The following is a 21,937-nucleotide window of genomic DNA, read 5'->3' as shown; positions in this document are numbered from 1 at the left end:
CTCGTTGTGTTTAGGTGTTGGTTCAGATTCGGGTCAGGGCCAGGCCAGCCCAGGTGGCGAGCAGCCCGCCCAGCACGCTGGCGGCGGCATAGCCGAAGGCCAGGGGCGCCTGTCCGCTTTCGAGCAGGCGCACGGTATCCAGTGAAAAGGATGAAAAGGTGGTCAACCCGCCGACGAAGCCGACGATCAGCCCCGCACGTACCTCGATCGGCACGCCGGGCTTGTTGAGAAACAGGCCGTACAGCACACCAATGATCAGGCAGCCCACCAGATTGACCGCAAGCGTAGCGAGATAGAAGTGCCGTGGCCAGTGGGCATTGACCCAGTTGCCCGCCGCAAAGCGAAGCAAGGTGCCAGCAATACCTGCGGCGCTCACCGAAGCGATCAGGGCAATCACGTTTTTCTCCGTTGACGGGGGCTGTTGCGGTCCAGTTCGGCAAGGTGGCGCAGTTTCTCGCCAATCTTCAACTCCAGGCCACGTGGCACTGGCTGATAATAGGGGCGTGGCTCGAGTTCGTCGGGGAAGTAATCTTCGCCTGCTGCGTAGGCATCCGGCTCGTCGTGGGCGTAGCGGTACTCATCGCCATAGCCCAGTTGCTTCATCAGCTTGGTCGGTGCGTTGCGCAAGTGCAGTGGCACTTCGAGCGAGCCATGCTCGGCAGCCTCGCGCAAGGCGGTCTTGAAGCCCATGTAGACGGCGTTGCTCTTGGGTGCGCAGGCAAGGTAAGTGATGGCCTGGGCCACCGCCAGCTCGCCCTCGGGGCTGCCCAGGCGCTCCTGGACATCCCAGGCTGCCAGGCACAGGCTCAGTGCACGGGGGTCGGCGTTACCGATGTCCTCGCTGGCCATGCGCACCACGCGACGGGCGATGTACAAGGGATCGCAACCGCCATCGAGCATGCGCGCGAACCAGTACAGCGCACCGTCAGGATTGGAGCCGCGCACCGACTTGTGCAGCGCTGATATCTGGTCATAGAACGCCTCGCCACCCTTGTCGAAGCGGCGGCGGCTGTCGCCAAGCAGGCTTTGCAGCATCTGCACGTCGATTTCGCTGCCATCCTCGGCAAGGTCGGAAGCGTTCTCGAGGAAGTTGAGCATGCGCCGACCATCGCCATCGGCGGCAGCCATGAGCATTTTGAACGCCTCATCGCCGACCCGCAGGTTGCGCTTGCCCAGCCCACGTTCTTCGGTCAGCGCACGGTTGACCAACTTGCGCAGGGCCGCTTCGTCCAGGCTCTTGAGCACATAGACCCGGGCCCGCGACAGCAAGGCGTTGTTCAGTTCGAACGAAGGGTTTTCGGTGGTGGCGCCGATGAACAGCAAGGTGCCGTCTTCGACGTAGGGTAGAAAGGCATCCTGCTGGGACTTGTTGAAGCGGTGCACTTCATCGACGAACAGGATGGTACGCCGACCATACTGGCCGGCCTGCTGCTTGGCCACCTCGACGGCCTGGCGGATTTCCTTGACCCCCGCCAGCACCGCCGAGACCGTCTCGAAATGTGCATCGCAAAACTGCGCAAGCAGCCGGGCCAGCGTCGTTTTGCCAACCCCCGGCGGCCCCCAGAAGATCATCGAGTGCAGCGCACCCTGCTCCAGCGCTTCACGCAGCGGCTTGCCGCGCGCCAGCAGGTGCTCCTGGCCCACGTACTCGTCCAGGTTGGACGGACGCAGGCGAGCAGCCAGGGGCTGGGCAACGGGTTCGCTTCGAAACAGGTCCATGATGCCTCGCGTTACTCCTGGATGACGTCGGCGCCTTCCGGGATCTTGAACTGGAACGTGCTCGCCGGGACAGCCTGGTTGGCCTTGACCCCGTTGAACAGGATGTTGGTGCGCTGACCGACGCTGTCGATCAGTTGCATGTCATTGATCAGCCCTTTGCGGAACGAGATGCGCAGGGAGTCGAACAGCGTGTCCTTGGTCTTGGGCTTGAGGGTGAAGTCCATGACCTCGCCCTGCTCCTTCGACGCGATGTCGAAGCTCTGGCTGATTTTGGAGACATCGCCGGACAGCAGCAGCGCCGGGGTCTGGCTCAAACGCACGTCAAGCTTCTTGACCGTGGCCTGTTCCAGGTCCGGGTCCCACAGGGTGACTTTTTGCCCATCGGACACCACCACCTGCTCCTGCGGAGCATCGGTGTGCCAGTAGAACAGCCCCGGACGCTTGACCGTCATCTTGCCGGTCGTTTCCTGCAAGCTGGTGCCGCTGGCATCCAGGGTCAGCTGGGAGAAGTTGGCCTCGATGGTCTGGGACTTTTCCAGCAATTGGGTCAGGCGCTGTACGTCTTGCTCACCGGCATGAGCCGTAACCGAGCCCAGGGTCAGGGCAGAAACCAACAGCATGCGAATCGCGCGCATGGGAATCCTCATTGAGCAGTGAATAGGCCGAACGCCGTCGTTGGCGCCCGGCAAAGTGATCATCAATCGCGCGGGCCACCCGGGGCAATCACTTCCCGCGAGCCGTTGCTGTTCATCGGGGTGACTACGCCGGCCATCTCCATCGCCTCGATCATCCGCGCGGCACGGTTGTAGCCGATCTTGAGCTTGCGCTGTACCGCGGAGATCGACGCCCGGCGGCTCTCGAGTACGAACTGCACCGCTTCGTCGTACAGGGCGTCGGTTTCCGCATCGTCACCATCGCCACCACCGCCGCCACCTTCGAAGCCGCTGCCGGCCTCTTCGACACCGTTGAGGATGTCGTCGTTGTAGTCCGGTGCGCCACGCAGCTTCCACGCCTCGACCACGCGATGCACTTCATCGTCGGACACGAAGGCACCATGAACACGGATCGGTAGACTGGTACCCGGCGGCATGTAGAGCATGTCACCATGACCGAGCAGCTGCTCGGCACCGCCCTGGTCGATGATGGTCCGCGAGTCGATCTTGCTCGACACCTGGAACGCCATGCGGGTCGGGATGTTGGCCTTGATCAGGCCGGTGATGACATCGACCGACGGACGCTGGGTGGCGAGGATCAGGTGGATACCGGCCGCCCGCGCCTTCTGGGCGATCCGCGCGATCAGCTCTTCGACCTTCTTGCCGACGATCATCATCATGTCGGCGAATTCATCGACAACCACCACGATGGTCGGCAGGGTCTTGAGCGTCGGCGGCTCGTCTTCCATGCTCTCGCGACGGTACAGCGGATCGTGGATGACCTCACCCGCTTCCTGGGCGTCCTTGATCTTGCGGTTGAAGCCCGCCAGGTTACGCACGCCCATGGCAGCCATCAGCTTGTAGCGGCGCTCCATCTCGGCGACGCTCCAGCGCAGGGCGTTGGCGGCGTCCTTCATGTCGGTGACCACCGGGCACAGCAGGTGCGGAATGCCTTCGTAGATCGACAGTTCGAGCATCTTCGGGTCGATCATGATCAGCCGCGCATCTTCAGGGCCGGACTTGAACAGGATCGAAAGGATCATCGCGTTCACACCCACCGATTTACCGGAACCGGTGGTACCGGCCACCAGCAGGTGCGGCATCTTGGCAAGGTCGGTGATCACTGGCTTGCCGCCGATGTCATGCCCCAGCGCGAGGGTGACCGGCGACTTCTGCTCGTCGTACTGCGGGGTCGACAGCACTTCGGAGAAGCGCACCATCTGACGGTTCTCGTTGGGGATTTCGATACCCACGGTAGTCTTGCCGGGGATCACCTCGACCACCCGCACGCTGGTCACTGCCAGCGAACGCGCCAGGTCCTTCGCCAGGTTGGCGATGCGGCTGACCTTGACACCTGCAGCCGGCTGGATTTCGTAACGGGTAATCACCGGGCCCGGATGGATGGAGTCCACCGACACCTCGACACCGAATTCCTTCAGCTTGATTTCCAGCAGGTGACCGACGCCAGCCAGCGACTCGGGCGAATACTCGATCTTCTTCTGCTCGGCCGGGTCGAGAATGGAGATCGACGGCAGCGTGCCTTCGACGGCGCTGTCGACGAACAGCGGCGCCTGCTTCTCCTTCATCACCCGCTTGCTCGGTTCGGCAGCCTTGGGCGGCGGCGCGGGGATGTTGATCACCGGGGCCGGCTGTTGCTCGCGCTGGGCCACGTGCTTGGTGAGTGCCTCGTCGCGCTCGATGATGCGCTCGCGGGCCTTGATCTGCTCGCGTTTGTCCGCGACCACAGGAGCAACCACCTCATCGACCTGGTCATCTACCTCGCGCAGTTGCGCCACCAGGCGCTTGCGCTCGTTGCGCGCCTCCCACCAGCGAGTGGCTGCGCCCTGCACCAGTTCGAACAGATCGAGGGTGATCTTGCCGGTGACATCCATCACCTTGAACCAGGACAGATCGGTGAACACGGTCAGGCCGAACAGGAACAGGGCGATGAACATCAGCGTGCTGCCCTGCACGTTCAGCAGGTTGCGCGCCAGGTCACCCAGGCTTTCACCCAGGGCACCGCCTGCGGAGAACGGCATGCTCGCAGTGGGGTGGAAATGGATATGCGCCAGCGCCGCGCCCGACAGCACCAGGAACACCAGGCCGATCAAGCGCCAGGAGAATAGCCAGCCGCTCCATTGCCAGGGCTGATGGCGCTCGCGGAAGATCTGCCAGGTCTTGATTGCCAGCAGCAACGGGAAAATGTAGGCGAAATAGCCGAGCACCATGAACAGGATGTCGGCGAAGAAGGCTCCGGCGCGCCCGGCAGCATTCTGCACCTGGTCGACGTTGCTGGTGTGGCTGAAGCTCGGATCGGACGTGTCGTAGGTCAGCAGCGCCATCCACAGGTACAGGCACAGGGCACCGACGGCGATCAGCGCGCCTTCCTTCAGGCGATAATGCAACTGCTGGCGCCACAATGGCACGGGCAAAGGGGTCGGGGTTGCGGTGGATTTCTTCAAAACGCGTCTATTCCTGCGCTCGCTGCGCGTTAAATAGTGATCGAGCCGATGACTGGCCGACGAACCACTACTTTTATCATTACTGCCCGCCTGCCGCCATGGCGGCACGCCGCATGGCGCATGAACGGAGGGCCGATTTCCATGGGTGCAATTTGAGCATGCATTTTGTTCTGTGACAAAGGCTTATGCTGTATTTTTGCACAGGTATGACAGCAAATGTCCGGGTTGGTGCCGGATGGCTCATTAATGCGTAGGAAAGCGCCGTATACGCTGTGCCAAAACCACCAATGGCGGGCAGGAACCAATCCCATTCGCTGGCAGCCCCTCGGGCAGCACAAGGCCAGACGTTGACCACGTTTCTTTCAGCCGCCATGCTGCCCTCTCCCCTCCCCTACCGCCGAAAGACCATGCTCACCTGGCTGACCCGCGACTCGCTGACCTTCCCGCCCCTGGAAAAAGCCCTGAACGAGCCCAACGGCCTGCTCGCCGCCGGTGGCGACCTGACGCCGGAGCGCCTGATCCAGGCCTATCGTCATGGCTGCTTTCCCTGGTACCAGGACGGCCAACCCATCCTCTGGTGGTCACCGGACCCGCGCACCGTACTCTTCCCGGACGAGTTGCACGTTTCGCGCTCACTGGCCAAGCTCCTGCGCCAGGGCCGCTACCAGGTGAGCTTCGACAGCGACTTCGAACGGGTCATCGCCGCTTGCGCCGCACCGCGCGACTACGCCGACGGTACCTGGATCACCGACAGCATGCAGGCCGCGTACTGTGAACTGCATCGACGCGGCATCGCCCATTCGGTGGAGGTGCGCCAGGATGGCGAGCTGGTCGGTGGCCTGTATGGCTTGGCCATGGGCCAGCTGTTCTTCGGAGAGTCCATGTTCAGCCGTGCCGACAACGCTTCGAAGGTGGGCTTCGCGACCCTGGTCGAGCACCTGCGCCAGGCCGGCTTTGCCCTGATCGACTGCCAGATGCCGACCAATCATTTGCACAGCCTCGGTGCTCGCGCCATCAGCCGCGCCGAGTTCGCCGGTTATCTCGCGCACCACCTCGACGAGCCCAGCAAGGCAACCTGGGTTCGCTAGGCGAGTTCCCATTGCTGGCATACACTTAAGACAACGTCTTGCCGAGGGGTCGATCATGACAGAGTTGGCGCGGTTGAAGTTCTATGCCACTCAACCTCACTCCTGCAGCTATCTGCCGGAGGAGCAGGCGACCACGCTGTTCCTGGACCCCAGCCAGCCGATGGACGTCCATGTGTACGCCGACCTTTCTGAAATGGGTTTTCGTCGCAGCGGCGATCATCTCTATCGCCCGCACTGCCAGAATTGCAATGCCTGCGTGCCGGCACGCATCCCCGCGGCACGCTTCATCCCCAACCGCCAGCAGCGGCGCATCCTCAAACGCAACGCCGACGTCACCGTCACCGCTGCGCGCCCAGCCTTCAAGGAAGAGTACTTCGACCTGTATCGACGCTACATCGAACAGCGCCATTCGGACGGCGACATGTATCCGCCCAGCCGCGACCAGTTCTCCACCTTCCTGGTACGCGACCTGCCGTTCTGCTGGTTCTACGAGTTCCGCCTCGAAGGCCGCCTGCTGGCGATCGCCGTTTGCGACCTGCTGCCCAACGGCCTTTCGGCGGTCTACACCTTCTACGAGCCTGATGAAGAACGTCGCAGCCTGGGGCGCTTTGCCATTCTCTGGCAGATCACCGAAGCGCTGCGGCAGAATCTCGAGGCTGTCTACCTGGGTTACTGGATCAAGAACTGCAAGAAGATGAACTACAAGACCCAGTATCGCCCCATCGAACTGCTGATCAACCAGCGCTGGGTCAGCCTCAACTGAAAGCATTGGCTTGAAACACAGTTTTCGGGCATAATCCACGCCACTTTTTTTGCCCGGTGCAGTCGTGCGTCGGGCCATCACTGGATACCGAGGGCTTTACTGCATGTCGAAAGAAGACAGCTTCGAAATGGAAGGCACTGTCGTCGACACCCTGCCCAACACCATGTTCCGCGTGGAGTTGGAAAACGGGCACGTCGTTACCGCGCACATCTCCGGCAAGATGCGCAAGAACTACATCCGTATTCTCACTGGCGACAAGGTTCGCGTCGAACTGACGCCATACGACCTGAGCAAGGGCCGCATCACCTACCGCGCCCGCTAAGCTCCAGCCATGACAAAGCCCGGCCTATGTGCCGGGCTTTTTTGTATCTGCTTGAATGTAGACCGGCCGTGCCTGTGATCGCGACCAAAGCCGCTCCCACAGGCACAGCGCGACACCGCTGTTACGCAACCTCGGCCGTGGTCTCGAAATCGAAGACCAGCTCACCGTCACGCAACTCGACATGCACCACGCCACCGTGCTCGGACAGCTCGCCGAACAGGATCTCCTCGGCCAGCGGCCGCTTGATCTTGTCCTGGATGAGTCGTGCCATCGGGCGTGCGCCCATCTGCACGTCGTAGCCCTTGACTGCCAGCCAGCCGCGCGCCTCGTCGCTGACCTCCAGCAACACGCGCTTGTCTTCCAACTGGGCCTGCAGCTCGATGAGGAACTTGTCGACGATACTCTTGATCGTCTCGTGACTCAGGCGGCCGAACTGGATGATGGTGTCCAGGCGGTTGCGGAACTCCGGCGTGAAGCTCTTGCGGATGACTTCCATGGCATCGGACGTGTGATCCTGCTGGGTGAAGCCGATCGAGGCACGCGCCGCGGTTTCGGCACCCGCGTTGGTGGTCATGATCAGGATCACGTTGCGGAAGTCTGCCTTGCGTCCGTTGTTATCGGTCAGCGTCCCGTGGTCCATCACCTGCAGCAGCAGGTTGAAGACTTCAGGATGGGCCTTCTCGATCTCATCGAGCAGCAGCACACAATGCGGTTGCTTGGTGATCGCCTCGGTCAGCAGACCGCCCTGGTCGAAACCGACATAGCCGGGCGGCGCACCGATCAGGCGCGACACGGTATGCCGCTCCATGTACTCGGACATGTCGAAGCGCACCAGCTCCACCCCAAGCGCCTTGGCCAGCTGACGTGCAGCCTCGGTCTTGCCGACACCGGTCGGGCCTGCGAACAGGAACGAACCGACCGGCTTGTCCGGCGCCTTCAGGCCTGCACGCGACAGCTTGATGGCGGTGGACAGCGAGTCGATCGCCGCATCCTGACCGAACACGGTCAGCTTGAGGTCACGCTCCAGGTTACGCAGCAGCTCCTTGTCGGAACTGGTGACGTGCTTCGGCGGAATCCGCGCGATCTTGGCGACGATGTCCTCGACCTGCGGCACCTCGATGCGCTTGACCCGGCTGGCTTCCGGCTGCAGGCGCTGGTAAGCACCCGCTTCATCGATCACGTCGATGGCCTTGTCCGGCATGTGGCGGTCATTGATGTAGCGAGCAGCCAGTTCTGCAGCCGCGCGCAGCGCCTCATCGCTGTACTCGATGTTGTGGTGGCTTTCGAAACGACCCTTCAGGCCACGCAGGATACCAACGGTATCTTCCACCGACGGCTCGCTGACATCGACCTTCTGGAAACGCCGCGCCAGGGCACGGTCCTTCTCGAAGATGCCACGGAATTCCTGGAAGGTGGTCGAACCGATGCAGCGGATATCGCCGGAGGACAGCAATGGCTTGAGCAGGTTGGACGCATCCATCACCCCACCGGATGCCGCACCGGCACCAATGATGGTGTGAATCTCGTCGATGAACAGGATTGCCTGCGGACGCTTGCGCAGCTCACCCAGCAGCGCCTTGAAGCGCTTCTCGAAATCGCCGCGGTATTTGGTGCCGGCCAGCAGTGCACCCAGGTCGAGCGAGTAGACCACGCTCTGCGCCAACAGGTCCGGCACCTGGCCATCGACGATGCGCTTGGCCAGGCCTTCGGCGATGGCAGTCTTGCCGACGCCCGCCTCCCCGACCAGCAGCGGGTTGTTCTTGCGGCGACGGGCCAGGATCTGCGCGACGCGCTCGACCTCCTGCTCACGCCCCACCAGCGGATCGATACGACCGGCACGGGCCAGTTCGTTGAGGTTGCTGGCATAGGCGTCCAGCGGGTTGCTTGACGAAGACGCCTCGCCTCCCTCCTCATCCTGCATTTCCTGGTCGCTGTCGGCATGCGGACCGTGCCCCGGCACTTTGGAGATGCCATGGGCGATGTAGTTGACCACATCGATGCGCGCCACGCTCTGCTGCTTGAGCAGGAACACGGCCTGGCTTTCCTGTTCGCTGAAGATCGCTACCAGCACATTGGCACCGGTCACTTCACGCTTGCCAGAGCTTTGCACGTGGAAAACGGCGCGCTGCAGCACACGCTGGAAACCAAGCGTAGGCTGGGTTTCGCGGTCCTCGTCGTGGACGGGAATCAGTGGCGTGGTCGAATCGATGAACTCCTGCAGGTCATGCTTGAGCTTGTCGAGATTGGCGCCACAGGCGCGCAGAACGGTCGCGGCGGCCTCATTGTCAAGGAGTGCCAGCAACAGGTGTTCGACGGTCATGAATTCATGACGCTTCGAACGGGCCTCCTTGAAGGCCAGATTGAGGGTGACTTCGAGCTCGCGGTTTAACATAGCTTCACCTCATACCCAAGTGGTCGGCGATTAACCGTCCTTCTCGATTTCACAGAGTAGCGGATGCTGGCTTTCTCTTGCGTATTGATTGACCTGCATGGCCTTGGTCTCGGCGATGTCGCGGGTAAACAATCCGCACACTGCCCGCCCCTCGGTATGGACGGTCAGCATGATCTTGGTCGCCAGCTCGCGGTTCAGACTGAAGAACGTCTCGAGCACTTCGACGACGAAATCCATCGGCGTGTAGTCATCATTGAACAAAACCACCTTGTACATCGGTGGCGCCTGCAGGATCGGCTTGGCTTCCTGCACTGCCAGACCTGCACCGTCGTCCTCATCGGACTTCGGATGATCCTGATTGAATGTTAGTCGAATCTGCCTGAGTGCATGCATGGAAAGAATTTCATCATATCGACAGGTTAGGGTAATGGATTGACCGCGCAGTCACCGCAGGAGCGGCCGCCGCATGACCTTGACTATCGGCAAAACGGTGTTACAACCAATAAGAACCCACCGTGGTCTATAAAGATCCGCGCAGTCAACCAGATTTTTCGCACGGTTCGTATGCGGATGAAGTGGATGATACTCCAGTGATGGAGTCCTTTGCAGAGGGACATAGGGATGGCAAGCGGTAAAGTCAAGTGGTTCAACAATGCCAAGGGCTATGGGTTCATCAACGAAGAGGGCAAGACAGACGACCTGTTCGCCCACTATTCGGCGATCCAGATGGACGGCTACAAGACATTGAAGGCCGGCCAGACCGTCTCCTTCGACATCGTCCAAGGCCCCAAGGGACTGCACGCGGTCAATATCTCCAGCCCCAGCACCACGGTAGGCACCTCGCAAGCGAACACGGCTGCCGAGGCCTGACTCCAACTCCTGTCCTATACGAAAAAACCGGCCGCCTCTTTAATATGAAGAGACGGCCGGTTTTTTTGTTACCTCACATGTGCTTGATCATCTCATCGCCGAAGCCCGAGCTGCTCACCAGCCTGGCGCCGTCCATCAGGCGCTCGAAGTCGTAGGTCACGGTCTTGGCGGCAATCGCCCCGTTGGTACCCTTGATGATCAGGTCGGCCGCTTCGGTCCAGCCCATGTGCCGCAACATCATTTCGGCAGACAGGATCACCGACCCCGGATTGACCTTGTCCTGCCCGGCATACTTGGGCGCAGTGCCATGGGTCGCCTCGAACATGGCCACGGTATCGGAAAGGTTGGCACCCGGCGCAATACCGATACCGCCCACCTCCGCCGCCAGCGCGTCGGACAGGTAGTCACCATTGAGGTTGAGCGTGGCAATCACGTCATACTCGGCCGGACGCAGCAGGATCTGCTGGAGCATGGCGTCGGCAATGGCGTCCTTGACGATGACTTCGCGGCCCGATTTCGGATTGCGGAATTTCATCCACGGGCCGCCATCGAGCAGCTCGGCGCCGAATTCGTCTTTCGCCACTTCGTAACCCCAGTCCTTGAAAGCACCCTCGGTGAATTTCATGATGTTGCCCTTGTGCACCAGGGTCAGCGACTCGCGATCGTTGTCCACCACGTACTGCAGGGCCTTGCGCACCAGGCGCTTGGTGCCCTCGCGCGAGACCGGCTTGACCCCGATGCCGCAGTCCTGGTCGAACCGGATCTTGGTGACGCCCATTTCCTCCTTCAGGAACTTGATCACCTTGTTCGCCTCGGGCGAGCCAGCCTTCCACTCGATACCGGCGTAGATATCCTCGGAGTTCTCGCGGAAGATCACCATGTCGACATCACCAGGCTTCTTCACCGGGCTGGGCACGCCCTGGAACCACAACACCGGGCGCAGGCAGACGTACAGGTCCAGCTGCTGGCGCAGGGCGACGTTCAGCGAGCGGATACCGCCCCCCACCGGCGTGGTGAGCGGGCCCTTGATCGACACCACGTAGTCGCGCACCGCATCGAGGGTCTCCTGGGGCAGCCAGGTATCCTGATCATAGACCTGAGTGGCCTTCTCGCCGGCGTACACCTCCATCCAGGCAATCTTGCGCTTGCCGCCATAGGCCTTCTGCACGGCGGCATCCACCACCTTGATCATGACCGGAGAGACATCGACACCAATGCCATCGCCCTCGATGTAGGGGATGATCGGTTTGTCGGGAACGTTGAGCGAATGGTCTGCATTGACGGTGATCTTGGCGCCATCCGTCGGAACCTTGATTTTCTGGTATCCCATGCTTGCACTACTCCGCTGTCGGGTGTGGTTGGACATCATGCGATCCAATGAGCCTAAACCACATCCGCCGACCTGCAAGCCGGACAACCCCGGCACCCTGCGGCATCACGCCACATTGCCCGTACATCTTTGGTCTTATAAAGGCGTCGATATCACTTCGCCTTGCTGATTAGGCCAAAGGGTTTGATATACTCCGGCCCTGACCGCAGGGTCATCGGGGCGAACCCTTGGAAAATGCGGCTCGCCCTCGGCCAGGAAAGGCCAGAAAGCCTGGGCTGTTACCGCATCCCAGCATTTGACGCTCGACTGATGCATCCACCATCACCGCTCGCAGCCTCTCGACCATCCGCTCATGGCGTCGCCAGGGCGAAGCGCCTACCCTGCGCACCTCGAGACTCGAGTACGCTCAGCACATAGAGAGTTAACCCGCATGCCCACCCGTTCCAAGATCATCTACACCTTCACCGACGAAGCCCCCGCCCTCGCCACCTACTCGCTGCTGCCGATCATCGAAGCCTTCACCGCTTCGGCTGACATCGCCGTCGAAACCCGCGACATTTCCCTGGCTGGCCGTATCCTCGCGGCGTTCCCGGAACAACTGGGCGCAGAGAAGCAGGTAGGCGATCACCTGGCGGAACTGGGCCAGCTGGCCACCACCCCTGAAGCCAACATCATCAAGCTGCCGAACATCTCCGCTTCGGTTCCACAGCTGAAGGCGGCGATCAAGGAACTTCAGGCCAAGGGCTTCAACATCCCCGACTACGCCGACGAGCCGGCCAGCGCCGAAGAGAAAGAGTCCCGCGCGCGCTACGACCGCATCAAGGGCAGCGCCGTGAACCCGGTACTGCGCGAAGGCAACTCCGACCGTCGTGCACCGCTGTCGGTCAAGAACTACGCCCGCAAGCACCCGCACAAGATGGGTGCCTGGGCCGCCGACTCCAAGTCGCACGTTGCCCACATGACCCAGGGCGACTTCTACGGCAGCGAGAAAGCCGCGCTGATCGAGGCTGACGACAGCCTGCGCATCGAACTGGTCGGCAAGGACGGTTCCACCACCGTCCTGAAAGAGAAAACCGCCGTCAAGGCCGCCGAAGTCATCGACTGCGCCACCCTGAGCCGCAAGGCCCTGAAAGCCTTCATCGCCGAGCAGATCGCCGATGCCAAGGCTTCTGGCGTACTGCTCTCGGTGCACCTGAAAGCCACCATGATGAAGGTCTCCGACCCGATCATGTTCGGCGTCATCGTCGAGGAGTTCTACGGCGAAGTCCTGGCCAAGCACGCGGCCGCCCTGGCTGAAGTAGGCTTCAACGCCAACAACGGCATCGGCGACCTGTACGCCCGCATCAAGGACCTGCCAGCCGACAAGCAGGCCGAGATCGAAGCCGACATCCAGGCCCTGTACACCGTTCGCCCGGCCCTGGCCATGGTCAACTCCGACAAGGGCATCACCAACCTGCACGTACCGAGCGACGTCATCGTCGACGCTTCGATGCCAGCGATGATCCGCGACTCGGGCAAGATGTGGAACGCCGCAGGCGAGCTGCAAGACGCCAAGGCGATCATTCCGGACCGCTGCTACGCCGGCATCTACCAGGCCACCATCGAAGACTGCAAGAAAAACGGCGCCTTCGATCCGACTACCATGGGCAGCGTACCGAACGTTGGCCTGATGGCGCAGAAGGCCGAAGAGTACGGTTCCCACGACAAGACCTTCCAGATCAAGACCGACGGTGTCGTGCGCGTGGTCGATGGCAAGGGCAACGTCGTTCTGGAGCAGAACGTCGAAGCCGGTGACATCTTCCGCATGTGCCAGACCAAGGACGCACCGATCCAGGATTGGGTGAAACTGGCTGTCAACCGCGCCCGCCTGAGCAACACCCCGGCGGTGTTCTGGCTGGACCCGGCTCGCGCCCACGACGGCGTGATGATCGAGAAGGTACAGAAGTACCTGAAGGATCACGACACCACTGGCCTGGACATCCGCGTCCTGGCGCCGGTCGACGCCATCAAGTTCTCCCTGGCTCGCATCCGCGAAGGCAAGGACACCATCTCGGTGACCGGCAACGTGCTGCGCGACTACCTGACCGACCTGTTCCCGATCATGGAACTGGGCACCAGCGCCAAGATGCTGTCGATCGTGCCGCTGATGAACGGTGGCGGCCTGTTCGAGACCGGCGCCGGCGGTTCGGCACCCAAGCACGTGCAGCAGCTGGTCGAAGAGAACTTCCTGCGTTGGGATTCGCTGGGTGAATTCCTGGCCCTGGCTGCCTCCCTCGAGCACCTGGGCAACACCTACGACAACCCACGTGCCAAAGTACTGGCCAACACCCTGGACCAGGCCACCGGCAAGTTCCTCGACACCAACAAGTCGCCTTCGCGCAAGGTCGGCGGTATCGACAACCGCGGCAGCCACTTCTACCTGACCCTGTACTGGGCCCAGGCCCTGGCTGCCCAGAGCGACGACGCTGCCCTGCAGGCACGCTTCGCCCCACTGGCCAAGAACCTGACCGAGAACGAAGCGACCATCGTCGCCGAGCTCAACGCCGTCCAGGGCAAGCCGGCCGACATCGGTGGCTACTACGCGCCTGATGCCGAGCTGACCGCCAAGGTGATGCGTCCAAGCCAGACCCTGAACAGCGCCATCGCCGCCCTGTAAGGTTCGCTTGAAGTAACAGCACAGACCCCGGCCACGCACCGGGGTTTGTGCTTTCTGGATAAAAGATGTCTAGCGGCCTACGCGAACCCTGTGGGCGCGGGTTTACCCGCGAATGCGATACTGGATCCACTGACGCATTCGCGGCGGTTCGACGCCTCGATAAACCCGCTCCTACAAGGTCCGTACCAGCCCTTATGGAGCTGTTCATGACCTGGCAACCTCACATCACCGTCGCCACCATCGTCGAACACGAGGGCAAATTCCTCTTCGTCGAAGAGTTCAAGGCTGGCAAGCACGTCTTCAACCAACCCGCCGGTCACCTGGAGGCCAACGAAACCCTGCCCCAGGCCGCCCTGCGTGAAACCCTCGAGGAAACCGCCTGGGAGGTCGAATTGACCGGCGTGGTCGGCATCTACCTCTACACCGCGCCAAGTAACGGCGTGACCTACCAGCGCATCTGCTTCGCCGCCCGTCCGCTGCGCCACCACCCAGAGCGCGCCCTGGACAGCGACATCGTCCGCGCCGTGTGGCTGACTCGCGAGCAGTTGCTCGCAGAACCCGAGCGCTGGCGCAGCGAGTTGGTGCCACGCTGCCTCGACGACTACCTCGCAGGCCCGCTGCACAGCCTCTCGCTGCTGCGCGACTGACGCGGATGCGCCGTCCTGATAGAATCGGAATTTTTCCCCCAGATACACATCGGTAGCCATGACCAGCCCAACACCCAAAGACCCTTCCAGGACCCGCGTCATCGTCGGCATGTCCGGCGGCGTGGACTCTTCCGTCTCCGCCCTTCTGCTCATGGAGCAGGGCTACCAGGTGGAAGGTCTGTTCATGAAAAACTGGGAGGAGGATGACGGCACCGAGTACTGCACCGCCCGCGAAGACCTCGCCGACGCCCAGGCCGTGTGCGATCGCATCGGCATCAAGCTGCACACCGCCAACTTCGCCGCCGAATACTGGGACAACGTGTTCGAGCACTTTCTCGAAGAGTACAAGGCCGGCCGTACACCCAACCCGGACATCCTCTGCAACCGCGAAATCAAGTTCAAGGCCTTCCTCGACTACGCCCTGTCGCTGGGTGCCGACCTGATTGCCACCGGCCACTACGTGCGCCGCCGCGATACCGGCGAGCTGACCGAACTGCTCAAGGGCCTGGACCCGAACAAGGACCAGAGCTACTTCCTGCATGCCGTGGGCGGCGCGGAAATCGCCCGCACCCTGTTCCCCGTTGGCGAGCTGGAAAAGCCCGAAGTACGTGCCATCGCCGAGAAACACGGCCTGGCCACGGCGAAGAAAAAAGACTCCACCGGCATCTGCTTCATCGGCGAGCGTCGCTTCAGCGACTTCCTCAAGCAGTACCTGCCCGCCCAGCCTGGCGAGATCCAGACCACCGACGGCGAAGTGATCGGCCAGCACCACGGCCTGATGTACCACACCATCGGACAGCGCCAGGGCCTGGGCATTGGTGGCCTGAAAGACGCCGGCGACGAGCCCTGGTACGTGCTGGAAAAAGACCTGGCGCGCAACGTGCTGGTGGTGGGCCAGGGCAACGAACACCCGTGGCTGTTCTCCCGCGCCCTGCTCGCCTCGGACATCTTCTGGGTCAACCCGCTCGACCTGAGCAGCCCACGTCGACTCACTGCCAAGGTGCGCTACCGCCAGAGCGACCAGCACTGCACCCTGGAACGCACCGCAAACGGCTACCGCGCGGTGTTCGACGAACCGCAACGCGCCGTGACGCCAGGTCAATCGGTGGTGTTCTATGATGGCGAGGTATGCCTGGGCGGCGGCGTGATCGAGAGCGCCGAGCCTTGGAGCCCACGCGCATGAGCAATCTGCAGGAGCAACTGATCGCCCTTGGCGGCGTGTTCCAGGCCGCAGTGCTGGTCGATCGCATCGCCCGCACCGGGCAGGCCAGCGAAGCCAATATCGGCTGCATGCTCGGCAGCCTGCTGGTACGCGACCCGAACAGCACCCTGGAAGTGTTCGGCGGAGACGACCTGAACCTGCGTGACGGCTACCGCGCACTGGTCGGCGCCCTGGAGCGCGACCCCAGCAGCTTGCAACGCGAGCCGCTGCGCTACGCCCTTTCGATGCTGGGCCTTGAGCGCCAACTGGCCAAGCGTGGCGACCTGCTCGACACCATCGGCAACCGTCTGCCGCAGATCCAGTCGCAAGCCGATCATTTCGGCCTGGTTCACGAAAACGTCATCGCTTCCAGCGGAGCCTTGTATCAGGACACCCTGAGCACCCTGCGTCAGCGCATCCAGGTGCACGGCGACATGCGCTTCCTGCAGCAGGCCAGCAACGCCTCGAAGATCCGCGCCCTGCTGCTGGCGGGCATCCGCGCCGCACGCCTGTGGCGCCAGCTGGGCGGGCATCGCTGGCAGTTGGTGTTCAGCCGACGCAAGTTGCTCAATGAACTGTACGACATGATGCGCGCGCCTTCCTGACCTGTGGGAGCGGGTTCACCCGCGAATGCGATGCCGGACTTACCGCCGCATTCGCGGGCAAGCCCGCTCCCACAGGAACCGCGACACGCGTTTCGACGGCCGACCTTTGGTCAGCCACCCGACCCAGGCGCAATTTTCATGTATGATATGCGCCCTTCCAAAAGCCTGACTGTCCGAGAACACCCCATGCAGCTCTCTTCGCTCACTGCGGTTTCCCCTGTAGACGGCCGTTACGCCGGCAAAACCCAGGCCTTGCGCCCCATCTTCAGCGAATTCGGCCTGATCCGTTTCCGCGCCCTGGTCGAAGTACGCTGGCTGCAGCGTCTGGCCGCCCACCCGCAGATCGGCGAAGTGCCGGCGTTCTCCGCCGAAGCCAACGCTCTGCTGGACAGCCTGGCGACCGACTTCAAGCTCGAGCACGCCGAGCGTGTGAAAGAAATCGAGCGCACCACCAACCACGACGTCAAGGCGATCGAATACCTCCTCAAAGAGCAGGCCGCCAAGCTGCCTGAACTGGCCAAGGTCAGCGAGTTCATCCACTTCGCCTGCACCAGCGAAGACATCAACAACCTGTCCCACGCCCTGATGCTGCGCGCCGGTCGTGACGAGGTGCTGCTGCCGCTGATGCGCCAGATCGCCGAGGCCATCCGCGCCCTGGCCCACCAGCACGCCGACGTGCCGATGCTGTCGCGCACCCACGGCCAGCCGGCCTCGCCGACCACCCTGGGCAAAGAGCTGGCCAACGTCGTCTACCGCCTGGAGCGTCAGATCGCCCAGGTCGCCGCCGTGCCGCTGCTGGGCAAGATCAACGGCGCCGTGGGCAACTACAACGCCCACCTGTCGGCCTACTCGCAGATCGACTGGGAGCAGAACGCCCGCGCCTTCATCGAAGACGAACTGGGTCTGCAGTTCAACCCGTACACCACCCAGATCGAGCCGCACGACTACATCGCCGAGCTGTTCGATGCCATCGCTCGCTTCAACACCATCCTCATCGACTTCGACCGCGACGTCTGGGGCTACATCTCGCTGGGCTACTTCAAGCAGAAGACCGTCGCCGGCGAAATCGGCTCCTCGACCATGCCGCACAAGGTCAACCCGATCGACTTCGAAAACTCCGAAGGCAACCTCGGTATCGCCAACGCGCTGTTCCAGCACCTGGCCAGCAAGCTGCCGATCTCGCGCTGGCAGCGCGACCTGACCGACTCCACCGTGCTGCGCAACCTGGGCGTGGGCTTTGCCCATAGCGTCATCGCCTATGAAGCCAGCCTGAAGGGCATCGGCAAGCTGGAGGTCAACGAAGCGCGCATCGCCGCCGACCTCGACGCTTGCTGGGAAGTACTGGCCGAGCCGATCCAGACCGTCATGCGCCGCTTCAACATCGAGAACCCCTACGAGAAGCTCAAGGAGCTGACCCGTGGCAAGGGCATCACCCCTGAAGCGCTTCAGACCTTCATCGATGGGCTGGACATGCCGGCCGACGCCAAGGCCGAGCTCAAGCTGCTCACCCCGGCCACCTACATCGGCAACGCGGCCGCCCAGGCCAAACGCATCTGACCTGCGCCCTGCGTACAACGCCCGGCTCAGCCGGGCGTTTTTATTCCCGGACGAAAATTACGTTTTTTCAATAGGTTGAACATGAATCCTGATACTCCACTGCAGCTGCTTGGCGGCCTCACCGCTCGTGAATTCCTGCGCGACTACTGGCAGAAGAAGCCCCTGCTGGTGCGCCAGGCCTTCACCGACTTCGAAAGCCCGATCGATCCGGACGAGCTGGCCGGCCTGGCCCTTGAGGAAGAGGTCGAATCGCGCCTGGTGCTGGAGCACGGCGAACGCCCTTGGGAGCTGCGCCGCGGCCCGTTCGAGGAAGACACCTTCGCCACCCTGCCCGAGCGTGACTGGACCCTGCTGGTCCAAGCCGTGGACCAGTTCGTTCCGGAAGTGGCCGAGCTGCTGGAGAACTTCCGCTTCCTGCCCAGCTGGCGTATCGACGATGTGATGATCAGCTTTGCCGCCCCCGGTGGCAGCGTCGGTCCGCACTTCGACAACTACGACGTATTCCTGCTGCAGGGCCACGGCAAGCGCAACTGGAAAATCGGCCAGATGTGCAACAGCGAGAGCCCGCTGATCGAGCACGCCGACCTGCGCATCCTCGCCGATTTCGAGCAGAGCGACGAATGGACCCTTGAGCCGGGCGACATGCTCTACCTGCCGCCGCGCCTGGCCCACTACGGTGTGGCCGTGGACGACTGCCTGACCTACTCGGTCGGTTTCCGCGCCCCAAGCGCTGCCGAAGTGCTGACCCACTTCACCGACTTCCTCAGCCAGTTCCTGCCTGACGAAGAGCGCTACAGCGACGCCGACGCCCAACCTGTCAGCGACCCACACCAGATCCAGCACGACGCCCTCGACCGCCTCAAGGCCCTGCTGGCCGAGCACATGGGTGACGAGCGCCTGCTGCTGACCTGGTTCGGCCAGTTCATGACCGAGCCGCGCTACCCCGAGCAGGTGGCAGGCGAGGCGCTGAGCGAAGAAGAGCTGATCAATTATCTCGAACAGGGCGCGATCCTGGTGCGCAACCCGAGCGCACGCCTGGCCTGGTCGGAAGTCGACGACAACCTGCTGCTGTTCGCCAGCGGCCAGAGCCGCCTGCTGTCCGGTCATCTGCGTGCTCTTTTGCAACTGATTTGTTCAGCCGACGCCCTGCACAGCGAAAACCTTGTAGAGTGGCTGGAAGACGAAGAAGGCCTCACGCTTGTCTGCCAGTTGGTTCAACAAGGAAGCCTGGGATTTGCCAATGAATAAGATCCGCGTTCGCCTCGCCGACTGGCATAAAGACAACGCCGATATCCATCGTATCCGCAGCGCGGTATTCGTCGCCGAGCAGCACGTGCCGCCAGAGCTGGAGTTCGATGCCGAAGATCCGACCGCGGTCCATTTCCTGGCCATGGAAGGTGACTACCCGATCGGCACTGCACGCCTGTTGCCAGACGGCACCATCGGTCGAGTATCGGTGCTCAAGGACTGGCGTGGTCTGAAAGTCGGTGACGCGTTGATGAATGCGGTCATCATCGAAGCGCAGAACCGTGACCTCAAGCAGCAGATGCTCAGCGCCCAGGTACATGCCACACCCTTCTATGAGCGCCTGGGTTTCAAGGTGGTCAGCGAAGAGTTCCTCGAGGCCGGCATCCCGCACGTGGACATGGTCCGCGATTCACGCGAGATCGCCTGATCGGAAGGGGCCGGCGCTGCCGGCCCCTCCGTTGCTCAGGCAATCACGATCTGCCCATCGCCAAGCCCCTGCCCCGCAATCCCCACCAACGTCACGCTATCGCGCCCGAACGACAGCACCAGGTCATCCCCCACCCGACTCAGGTGGTCACGCCAATCCGGCGCTGCCGTCCCGCCTTCTACGCCCATGAACACCAACCGGTCCTGCCCGGTGAAGTCCAGCACCCGGTCCTGCCCGAAGTGCCCGCTGAACAGAAAGGTGTCTCGTCCACCGCCGCCACTGAGCACATCATTCCCGGCACCGCCCACCAGCACATCGTCGCCTGCCCCACCCACCAGACGATCATCGCCACCCAGGCCGAACAGCCACTGGCCCTGGTTGCCGGCCACCAACTGATCATTGCCTTGTCCGCCGCTGACCGACAGGGCGTAGGGATCCAGCTTGCCGCTGCTGAGCAGCCCATTGACGGTCACTGCGTGACTGACGTCCTTGCTGAGGAACACCAGGCTGCTTTCCTTGCTCACCAGCGACTCGACATTGCGCACCTGGCTGATCCCACCCTCGGCATCACGCACATACAGCGTGCCCTCGCCATCCCGGGCTATCGAGAAGCGCGCCAGCGCATCCCCCAGATGCAGGGTGTCATGTCCGGCGCCGCCGTCTATCAGGTTGAAACCGCCGTCGTCGCGGAAGGTGTCATTGCCTGCGCCGCCATACAGGTAGTCGTTGCCGCGCCCGCCCCGGATCAGGTCGTCCTGGGCCGAACCGACAATGAAGGTACTGCCAGAGTGCGGCTCGGCGTTGCGATTGAGGTCCTCTACCCAGGTCGAGCCACGGGTGGCGTCGGACAGGTTGCTGACCACCACGGTCGAGTCCCGGCTGGTCCAGGGGTAGAACGGCGAATCCACTACCCGACCCAGGCCATCGGCGTAGGCTGCCGGCAGGTGCGAGAGCCAGGTGGCGATATTGCCGATGGAAAACGGCAGCAGGTTCCACGCGTCGGAGGCGTAGTGGTCATTGAAATTGACGATGTTGTCAGTGGTCGAAGGCTTGGCGGCATCGTGCACGCCCAGGGTCGCCCAGGTCAGCGCCGTGCCGTCGAGCACACGGAACACAGGATCGTTCTCGTAACCGATATTGAGCACCTTGTCGGGGTCGGCAGCCTGCGTGGGCGAGGCGAAGGCAACATAGCGGGCATCCTGGTAGAAGCCGCCCCAGCGCGAAGCACTGAGGTCTGCCAGGCTATTGACAGCCAGCCCGCCAAGGCTGTGGCCGCTGACGGTGATATCGGCACCTGACAAGCCGTGGGCCCTGGCGAACGTCGCGACATCGCCCAGCAGGCGGTCGAAGGCATTGCCGGCGTAGTTGCGTGCGTAGTCGGCTGGCCCCAGCGCTGCCAGCAGGTCGTTGATGGCATCGCCGAGGGTGTCGCCAAGCAGATTCTCCCGCGGGCCGCTGGTGCCACGAAAGGCGATACCGAGGCCAATGAGCTGGCCATCGCCGGCATAACGGCCGAGCACCTCGACCTGCGCCGAGGTGTAGCCCGGTGCCTCGCCATGGAAGGTGCCACGCGCATCGGTCTTGCCTTGGTAACCCAACTGTGCGGCGCTGATTGGCGTCCAGCCAGCCGCCTTGAGCTGCGCCAGGGCCTTGGCCTCGGAGTCGGGATTCCAGGGGATGCCGGGAATCACGCCCTGGCTGTCGGTGCCGCCGATCAGAGCCTTGACCAGGGTTGCCGGCAACCCGAGGCCGAAGCCGTGCTTCTGGTAGCCAGCAGAGAAACCGTCGTCGATACCATGATAGGCATAGATCGCCAGGGCCATGGCATCCTTGTAGAGCGCGTAGGAGGCAGCACCGTCGAGCTGACGGTAATCGAACAAAGGCATGATCCGACTTCCTTGTTGTGATTGGAGTGAAGGCCCACAAGCGACATCGTCCATTGACACATCTGGCAGGCGAGCGACAACGCTGGCACGGTACCGGCCGGTCATCCAAGC

At 62.5% G+C, this 21,937-nt stretch carries 19 protein-coding genes; 11 read left to right on the top strand and 8 right to left on the bottom strand.

Annotated elements, in window-relative coordinates:
• Positions 1-22: 22 nt before the first annotated feature.
• The 4 genes from crcB to ftsK form a co-directional block, all read right to left on the bottom strand.
• Positions 23-397: a fluoride efflux transporter CrcB gene (gene crcB, locus AB688_RS11920; RefSeq protein WP_054892326.1), complete on the bottom strand. Its 375-nt coding sequence runs from the start codon at positions 395-397 to the stop codon at positions 23-25.
• Positions 394-1,719 carry a replication-associated recombination protein A gene (locus AB688_RS11915; protein WP_054892327.1) on the bottom strand — a complete coding sequence of 442 codons (1,326 nt, stop codon included), beginning with the start codon at positions 1,717-1,719 and terminating at the stop codon, positions 394-396. The genes crcB and AB688_RS11915 overlap by 4 nt, the downstream gene beginning before the upstream one ends.
• 11 nt (positions 1,720-1,730) lie before the next feature.
• Positions 1,731-2,354: an outer membrane lipoprotein chaperone LolA gene (lolA, locus tag AB688_RS11910; protein ID WP_054892328.1), complete on the bottom strand. Its 624-nt coding sequence runs from the start codon at positions 2,352-2,354 to the stop codon at positions 1,731-1,733.
• A gap of 62 nt (positions 2,355-2,416) precedes the next feature.
• Positions 2,417-4,834 (bottom strand): DNA translocase FtsK, encoded by a 2,418-nt coding sequence (gene ftsK, locus AB688_RS11905; protein WP_063544263.1) that lies wholly within the window; start codon positions 4,832-4,834, stop codon positions 2,417-2,419.
• Positions 4,835-5,241: 407 nt separating this feature from the next.
• On the opposite strand from ftsK, the gene aat reads away from it, so the two are divergent.
• From aat to infA, 3 genes are all read left to right on the top strand, one after another.
• A complete protein-coding gene (aat, locus tag AB688_RS11900) occupies positions 5,242-5,922 on the top strand; it encodes a leucyl/phenylalanyl-tRNA--protein transferase (protein WP_063544261.1) in 681 nt (226 codons plus the stop codon).
• Between the two features lie 55 nt (positions 5,923-5,977).
• Positions 5,978-6,685: an arginyltransferase gene (locus AB688_RS11895; protein WP_054892331.1), complete on the top strand. Its 708-nt coding sequence runs from the start codon at positions 5,978-5,980 to the stop codon at positions 6,683-6,685.
• 103 nt (positions 6,686-6,788) lie between these two features.
• A complete protein-coding gene (infA, locus tag AB688_RS11890) occupies positions 6,789-7,007 on the top strand; it encodes a translation initiation factor IF-1 (RefSeq protein ID WP_002553999.1) in 219 nt (72 codons plus the stop codon).
• A 121-nt stretch (positions 7,008-7,128) separates the two neighbouring features.
• Here infA and clpA read toward each other — a convergent pair whose 3' ends face one another.
• Positions 7,129-9,399 (bottom strand): ATP-dependent Clp protease ATP-binding subunit ClpA, encoded by a 2,271-nt coding sequence (clpA, locus tag AB688_RS11885; protein ID WP_054892332.1) that lies wholly within the window; start codon positions 9,397-9,399, stop codon positions 7,129-7,131.
• A gap of 30 nt (positions 9,400-9,429) precedes the next feature.
• On the bottom strand, positions 9,430-9,792 hold the full coding sequence (gene clpS / locus AB688_RS11880; protein WP_054892333.1) for an ATP-dependent Clp protease adapter ClpS: 363 nt from the start codon (positions 9,790-9,792) through the stop codon (positions 9,430-9,432).
• Positions 9,793-10,020: 228 nt separating this feature from the next.
• Here clpS and cspD point away from each other — a divergent pair, with 228 nt between their 5' ends.
• Positions 10,021-10,269 carry a cold shock domain-containing protein CspD gene (cspD, locus tag AB688_RS11875; RefSeq protein ID WP_063544259.1) on the top strand — a complete coding sequence of 83 codons (249 nt, stop codon included), beginning with the start codon at positions 10,021-10,023 and terminating at the stop codon, positions 10,267-10,269.
• Positions 10,270-10,342: 73 nt separating this feature from the next.
• Here the strand turns inward: cspD and icd are convergent, their stop codons facing one another.
• Positions 10,343-11,599, bottom strand: coding sequence for an NADP-dependent isocitrate dehydrogenase (icd, locus tag AB688_RS11870; protein ID WP_063544257.1), 1,257 nt, complete (start codon positions 11,597-11,599; stop codon positions 10,343-10,345).
• Positions 11,600-12,029: 430 nt separating this feature from the next.
• Between icd and AB688_RS11865 the strand changes: the two genes are divergently transcribed.
• The 7 genes from AB688_RS11865 (at position 12,030) to AB688_RS11835 (ending at position 19,940) form a co-directional block, all read left to right on the top strand.
• Positions 12,030-14,255 (top strand): NADP-dependent isocitrate dehydrogenase, encoded by a 2,226-nt coding sequence (locus AB688_RS11865; RefSeq protein ID WP_063544255.1) that lies wholly within the window; start codon positions 12,030-12,032, stop codon positions 14,253-14,255.
• Positions 14,256-14,461: 206 nt separating this feature from the next.
• Positions 14,462-14,902, top strand: a complete 441-nt coding sequence (locus AB688_RS11860) for an NUDIX hydrolase (RefSeq protein ID WP_054892337.1) — start codon at positions 14,462-14,464, stop codon at positions 14,900-14,902.
• A gap of 58 nt (positions 14,903-14,960) precedes the next feature.
• Positions 14,961-16,085, top strand: coding sequence for a tRNA 2-thiouridine(34) synthase MnmA (gene mnmA, locus AB688_RS11855; RefSeq protein ID WP_054892338.1), 1,125 nt, complete (start codon positions 14,961-14,963; stop codon positions 16,083-16,085).
• The gene (gene hflD, locus AB688_RS11850; RefSeq protein ID WP_054892339.1) at positions 16,082-16,708 is read left to right on the top strand and encodes a high frequency lysogenization protein HflD; all 627 of its coding nucleotides are present in this window, start codon (positions 16,082-16,084) and stop codon (positions 16,706-16,708) included. Before mnmA ends, hflD begins: the two co-directional genes overlap by 4 nt.
• Before the next feature lie 186 nt (positions 16,709-16,894).
• Positions 16,895-18,265: an adenylosuccinate lyase gene (gene purB, locus AB688_RS11845; protein WP_063544253.1), complete on the top strand. Its 1,371-nt coding sequence runs from the start codon at positions 16,895-16,897 to the stop codon at positions 18,263-18,265.
• Positions 18,266-18,346: 81 nt separating this feature from the next.
• Complete coding sequence (locus tag AB688_RS11840; RefSeq protein ID WP_063544251.1) at positions 18,347-19,513, top strand: cupin domain-containing protein; 1,167 nt, start codon at positions 18,347-18,349, stop codon at positions 19,511-19,513.
• On the top strand, positions 19,506-19,940 hold the full coding sequence (locus AB688_RS11835; protein WP_054892342.1) for a GNAT family N-acetyltransferase: 435 nt from the start codon (positions 19,506-19,508) through the stop codon (positions 19,938-19,940). The genes AB688_RS11840 and AB688_RS11835 overlap by 8 nt, the downstream gene beginning before the upstream one ends.
• 35 nt (positions 19,941-19,975) lie before the next feature.
• Here AB688_RS11835 and AB688_RS11830 read toward each other — a convergent pair whose 3' ends face one another.
• Positions 19,976-21,826 (bottom strand): polyurethanase, encoded by a 1,851-nt coding sequence (locus tag AB688_RS11830; protein ID WP_063544249.1) that lies wholly within the window; start codon positions 21,824-21,826, stop codon positions 19,976-19,978.
• Between the last annotated feature and the right edge of the window lie 111 nt (positions 21,827-21,937).

The organism is Pseudomonas putida, from assembly GCF_001636055.1.
GTDB classification, from domain to species: Bacteria; Pseudomonadota; Gammaproteobacteria; order Pseudomonadales; family Pseudomonadaceae; genus Aquipseudomonas; species Aquipseudomonas machongensis.
Note: the sequence above shows the minus strand (reverse complement) of the source record. Positions and strands in the feature narration are given on the sequence as shown.

Bases quoted from the DNA above. Each gene is read 5' to 3' on its own strand.
- mnmA (WP_054892338.1), top strand. From the start codon at position 14,961: ATGACCAGCCCAACACCCAAAGACCCTTCCAGGACCCGCGTCATCGTC.
- AB688_RS11835 (WP_054892342.1), top strand. From the start codon at position 19,506: ATGAATAAGATCCGCGTTCGCCTCGCCGACTGGCATAAAGACAACGCC.
- lolA (WP_054892328.1), bottom strand. From the start codon at position 2,354: ATGCGCGCGATTCGCATGCTGTTGGTTTCTGCCCTGACCCTGGGCTCG.
- AB688_RS11895 (WP_054892331.1), top strand. From the start codon at position 5,978: ATGACAGAGTTGGCGCGGTTGAAGTTCTATGCCACTCAACCTCACTCC.
- hflD (WP_054892339.1), top strand. From the start codon at position 16,082: ATGAGCAATCTGCAGGAGCAACTGATCGCCCTTGGCGGCGTGTTCCAG.
- AB688_RS11840 (WP_063544251.1), top strand. From the start codon at position 18,347: ATGAATCCTGATACTCCACTGCAGCTGCTTGGCGGCCTCACCGCTCGT.
- purB (WP_063544253.1), top strand. From the start codon at position 16,895: ATGCAGCTCTCTTCGCTCACTGCGGTTTCCCCTGTAGACGGCCGTTAC.
- AB688_RS11865 (WP_063544255.1), top strand. From the start codon at position 12,030: ATGCCCACCCGTTCCAAGATCATCTACACCTTCACCGACGAAGCCCCC.
- clpS (WP_054892333.1), bottom strand. From the start codon at position 9,792: ATGCATGCACTCAGGCAGATTCGACTAACATTCAATCAGGATCATCCG.
- infA (WP_002553999.1), top strand. From the start codon at position 6,789: ATGTCGAAAGAAGACAGCTTCGAAATGGAAGGCACTGTCGTCGACACC.
- AB688_RS11830 (WP_063544249.1), bottom strand. From the start codon at position 21,826: ATGCCTTTGTTCGATTACCGTCAGCTCGACGGTGCTGCCTCCTACGCG.
- icd (WP_063544257.1), bottom strand. From the start codon at position 11,599: ATGGGATACCAGAAAATCAAGGTTCCGACGGATGGCGCCAAGATCACC.
- AB688_RS11860 (WP_054892337.1), top strand. From the start codon at position 14,462: ATGACCTGGCAACCTCACATCACCGTCGCCACCATCGTCGAACACGAG.
- clpA (WP_054892332.1), bottom strand. From the start codon at position 9,399: ATGTTAAACCGCGAGCTCGAAGTCACCCTCAATCTGGCCTTCAAGGAG.
- aat (WP_063544261.1), top strand. From the start codon at position 5,242: ATGCTCACCTGGCTGACCCGCGACTCGCTGACCTTCCCGCCCCTGGAA.
- AB688_RS11915 (WP_054892327.1), bottom strand. From the start codon at position 1,719: ATGGACCTGTTTCGAAGCGAACCCGTTGCCCAGCCCCTGGCTGCTCGC.
- cspD (WP_063544259.1), top strand. From the start codon at position 10,021: ATGGCAAGCGGTAAAGTCAAGTGGTTCAACAATGCCAAGGGCTATGGG.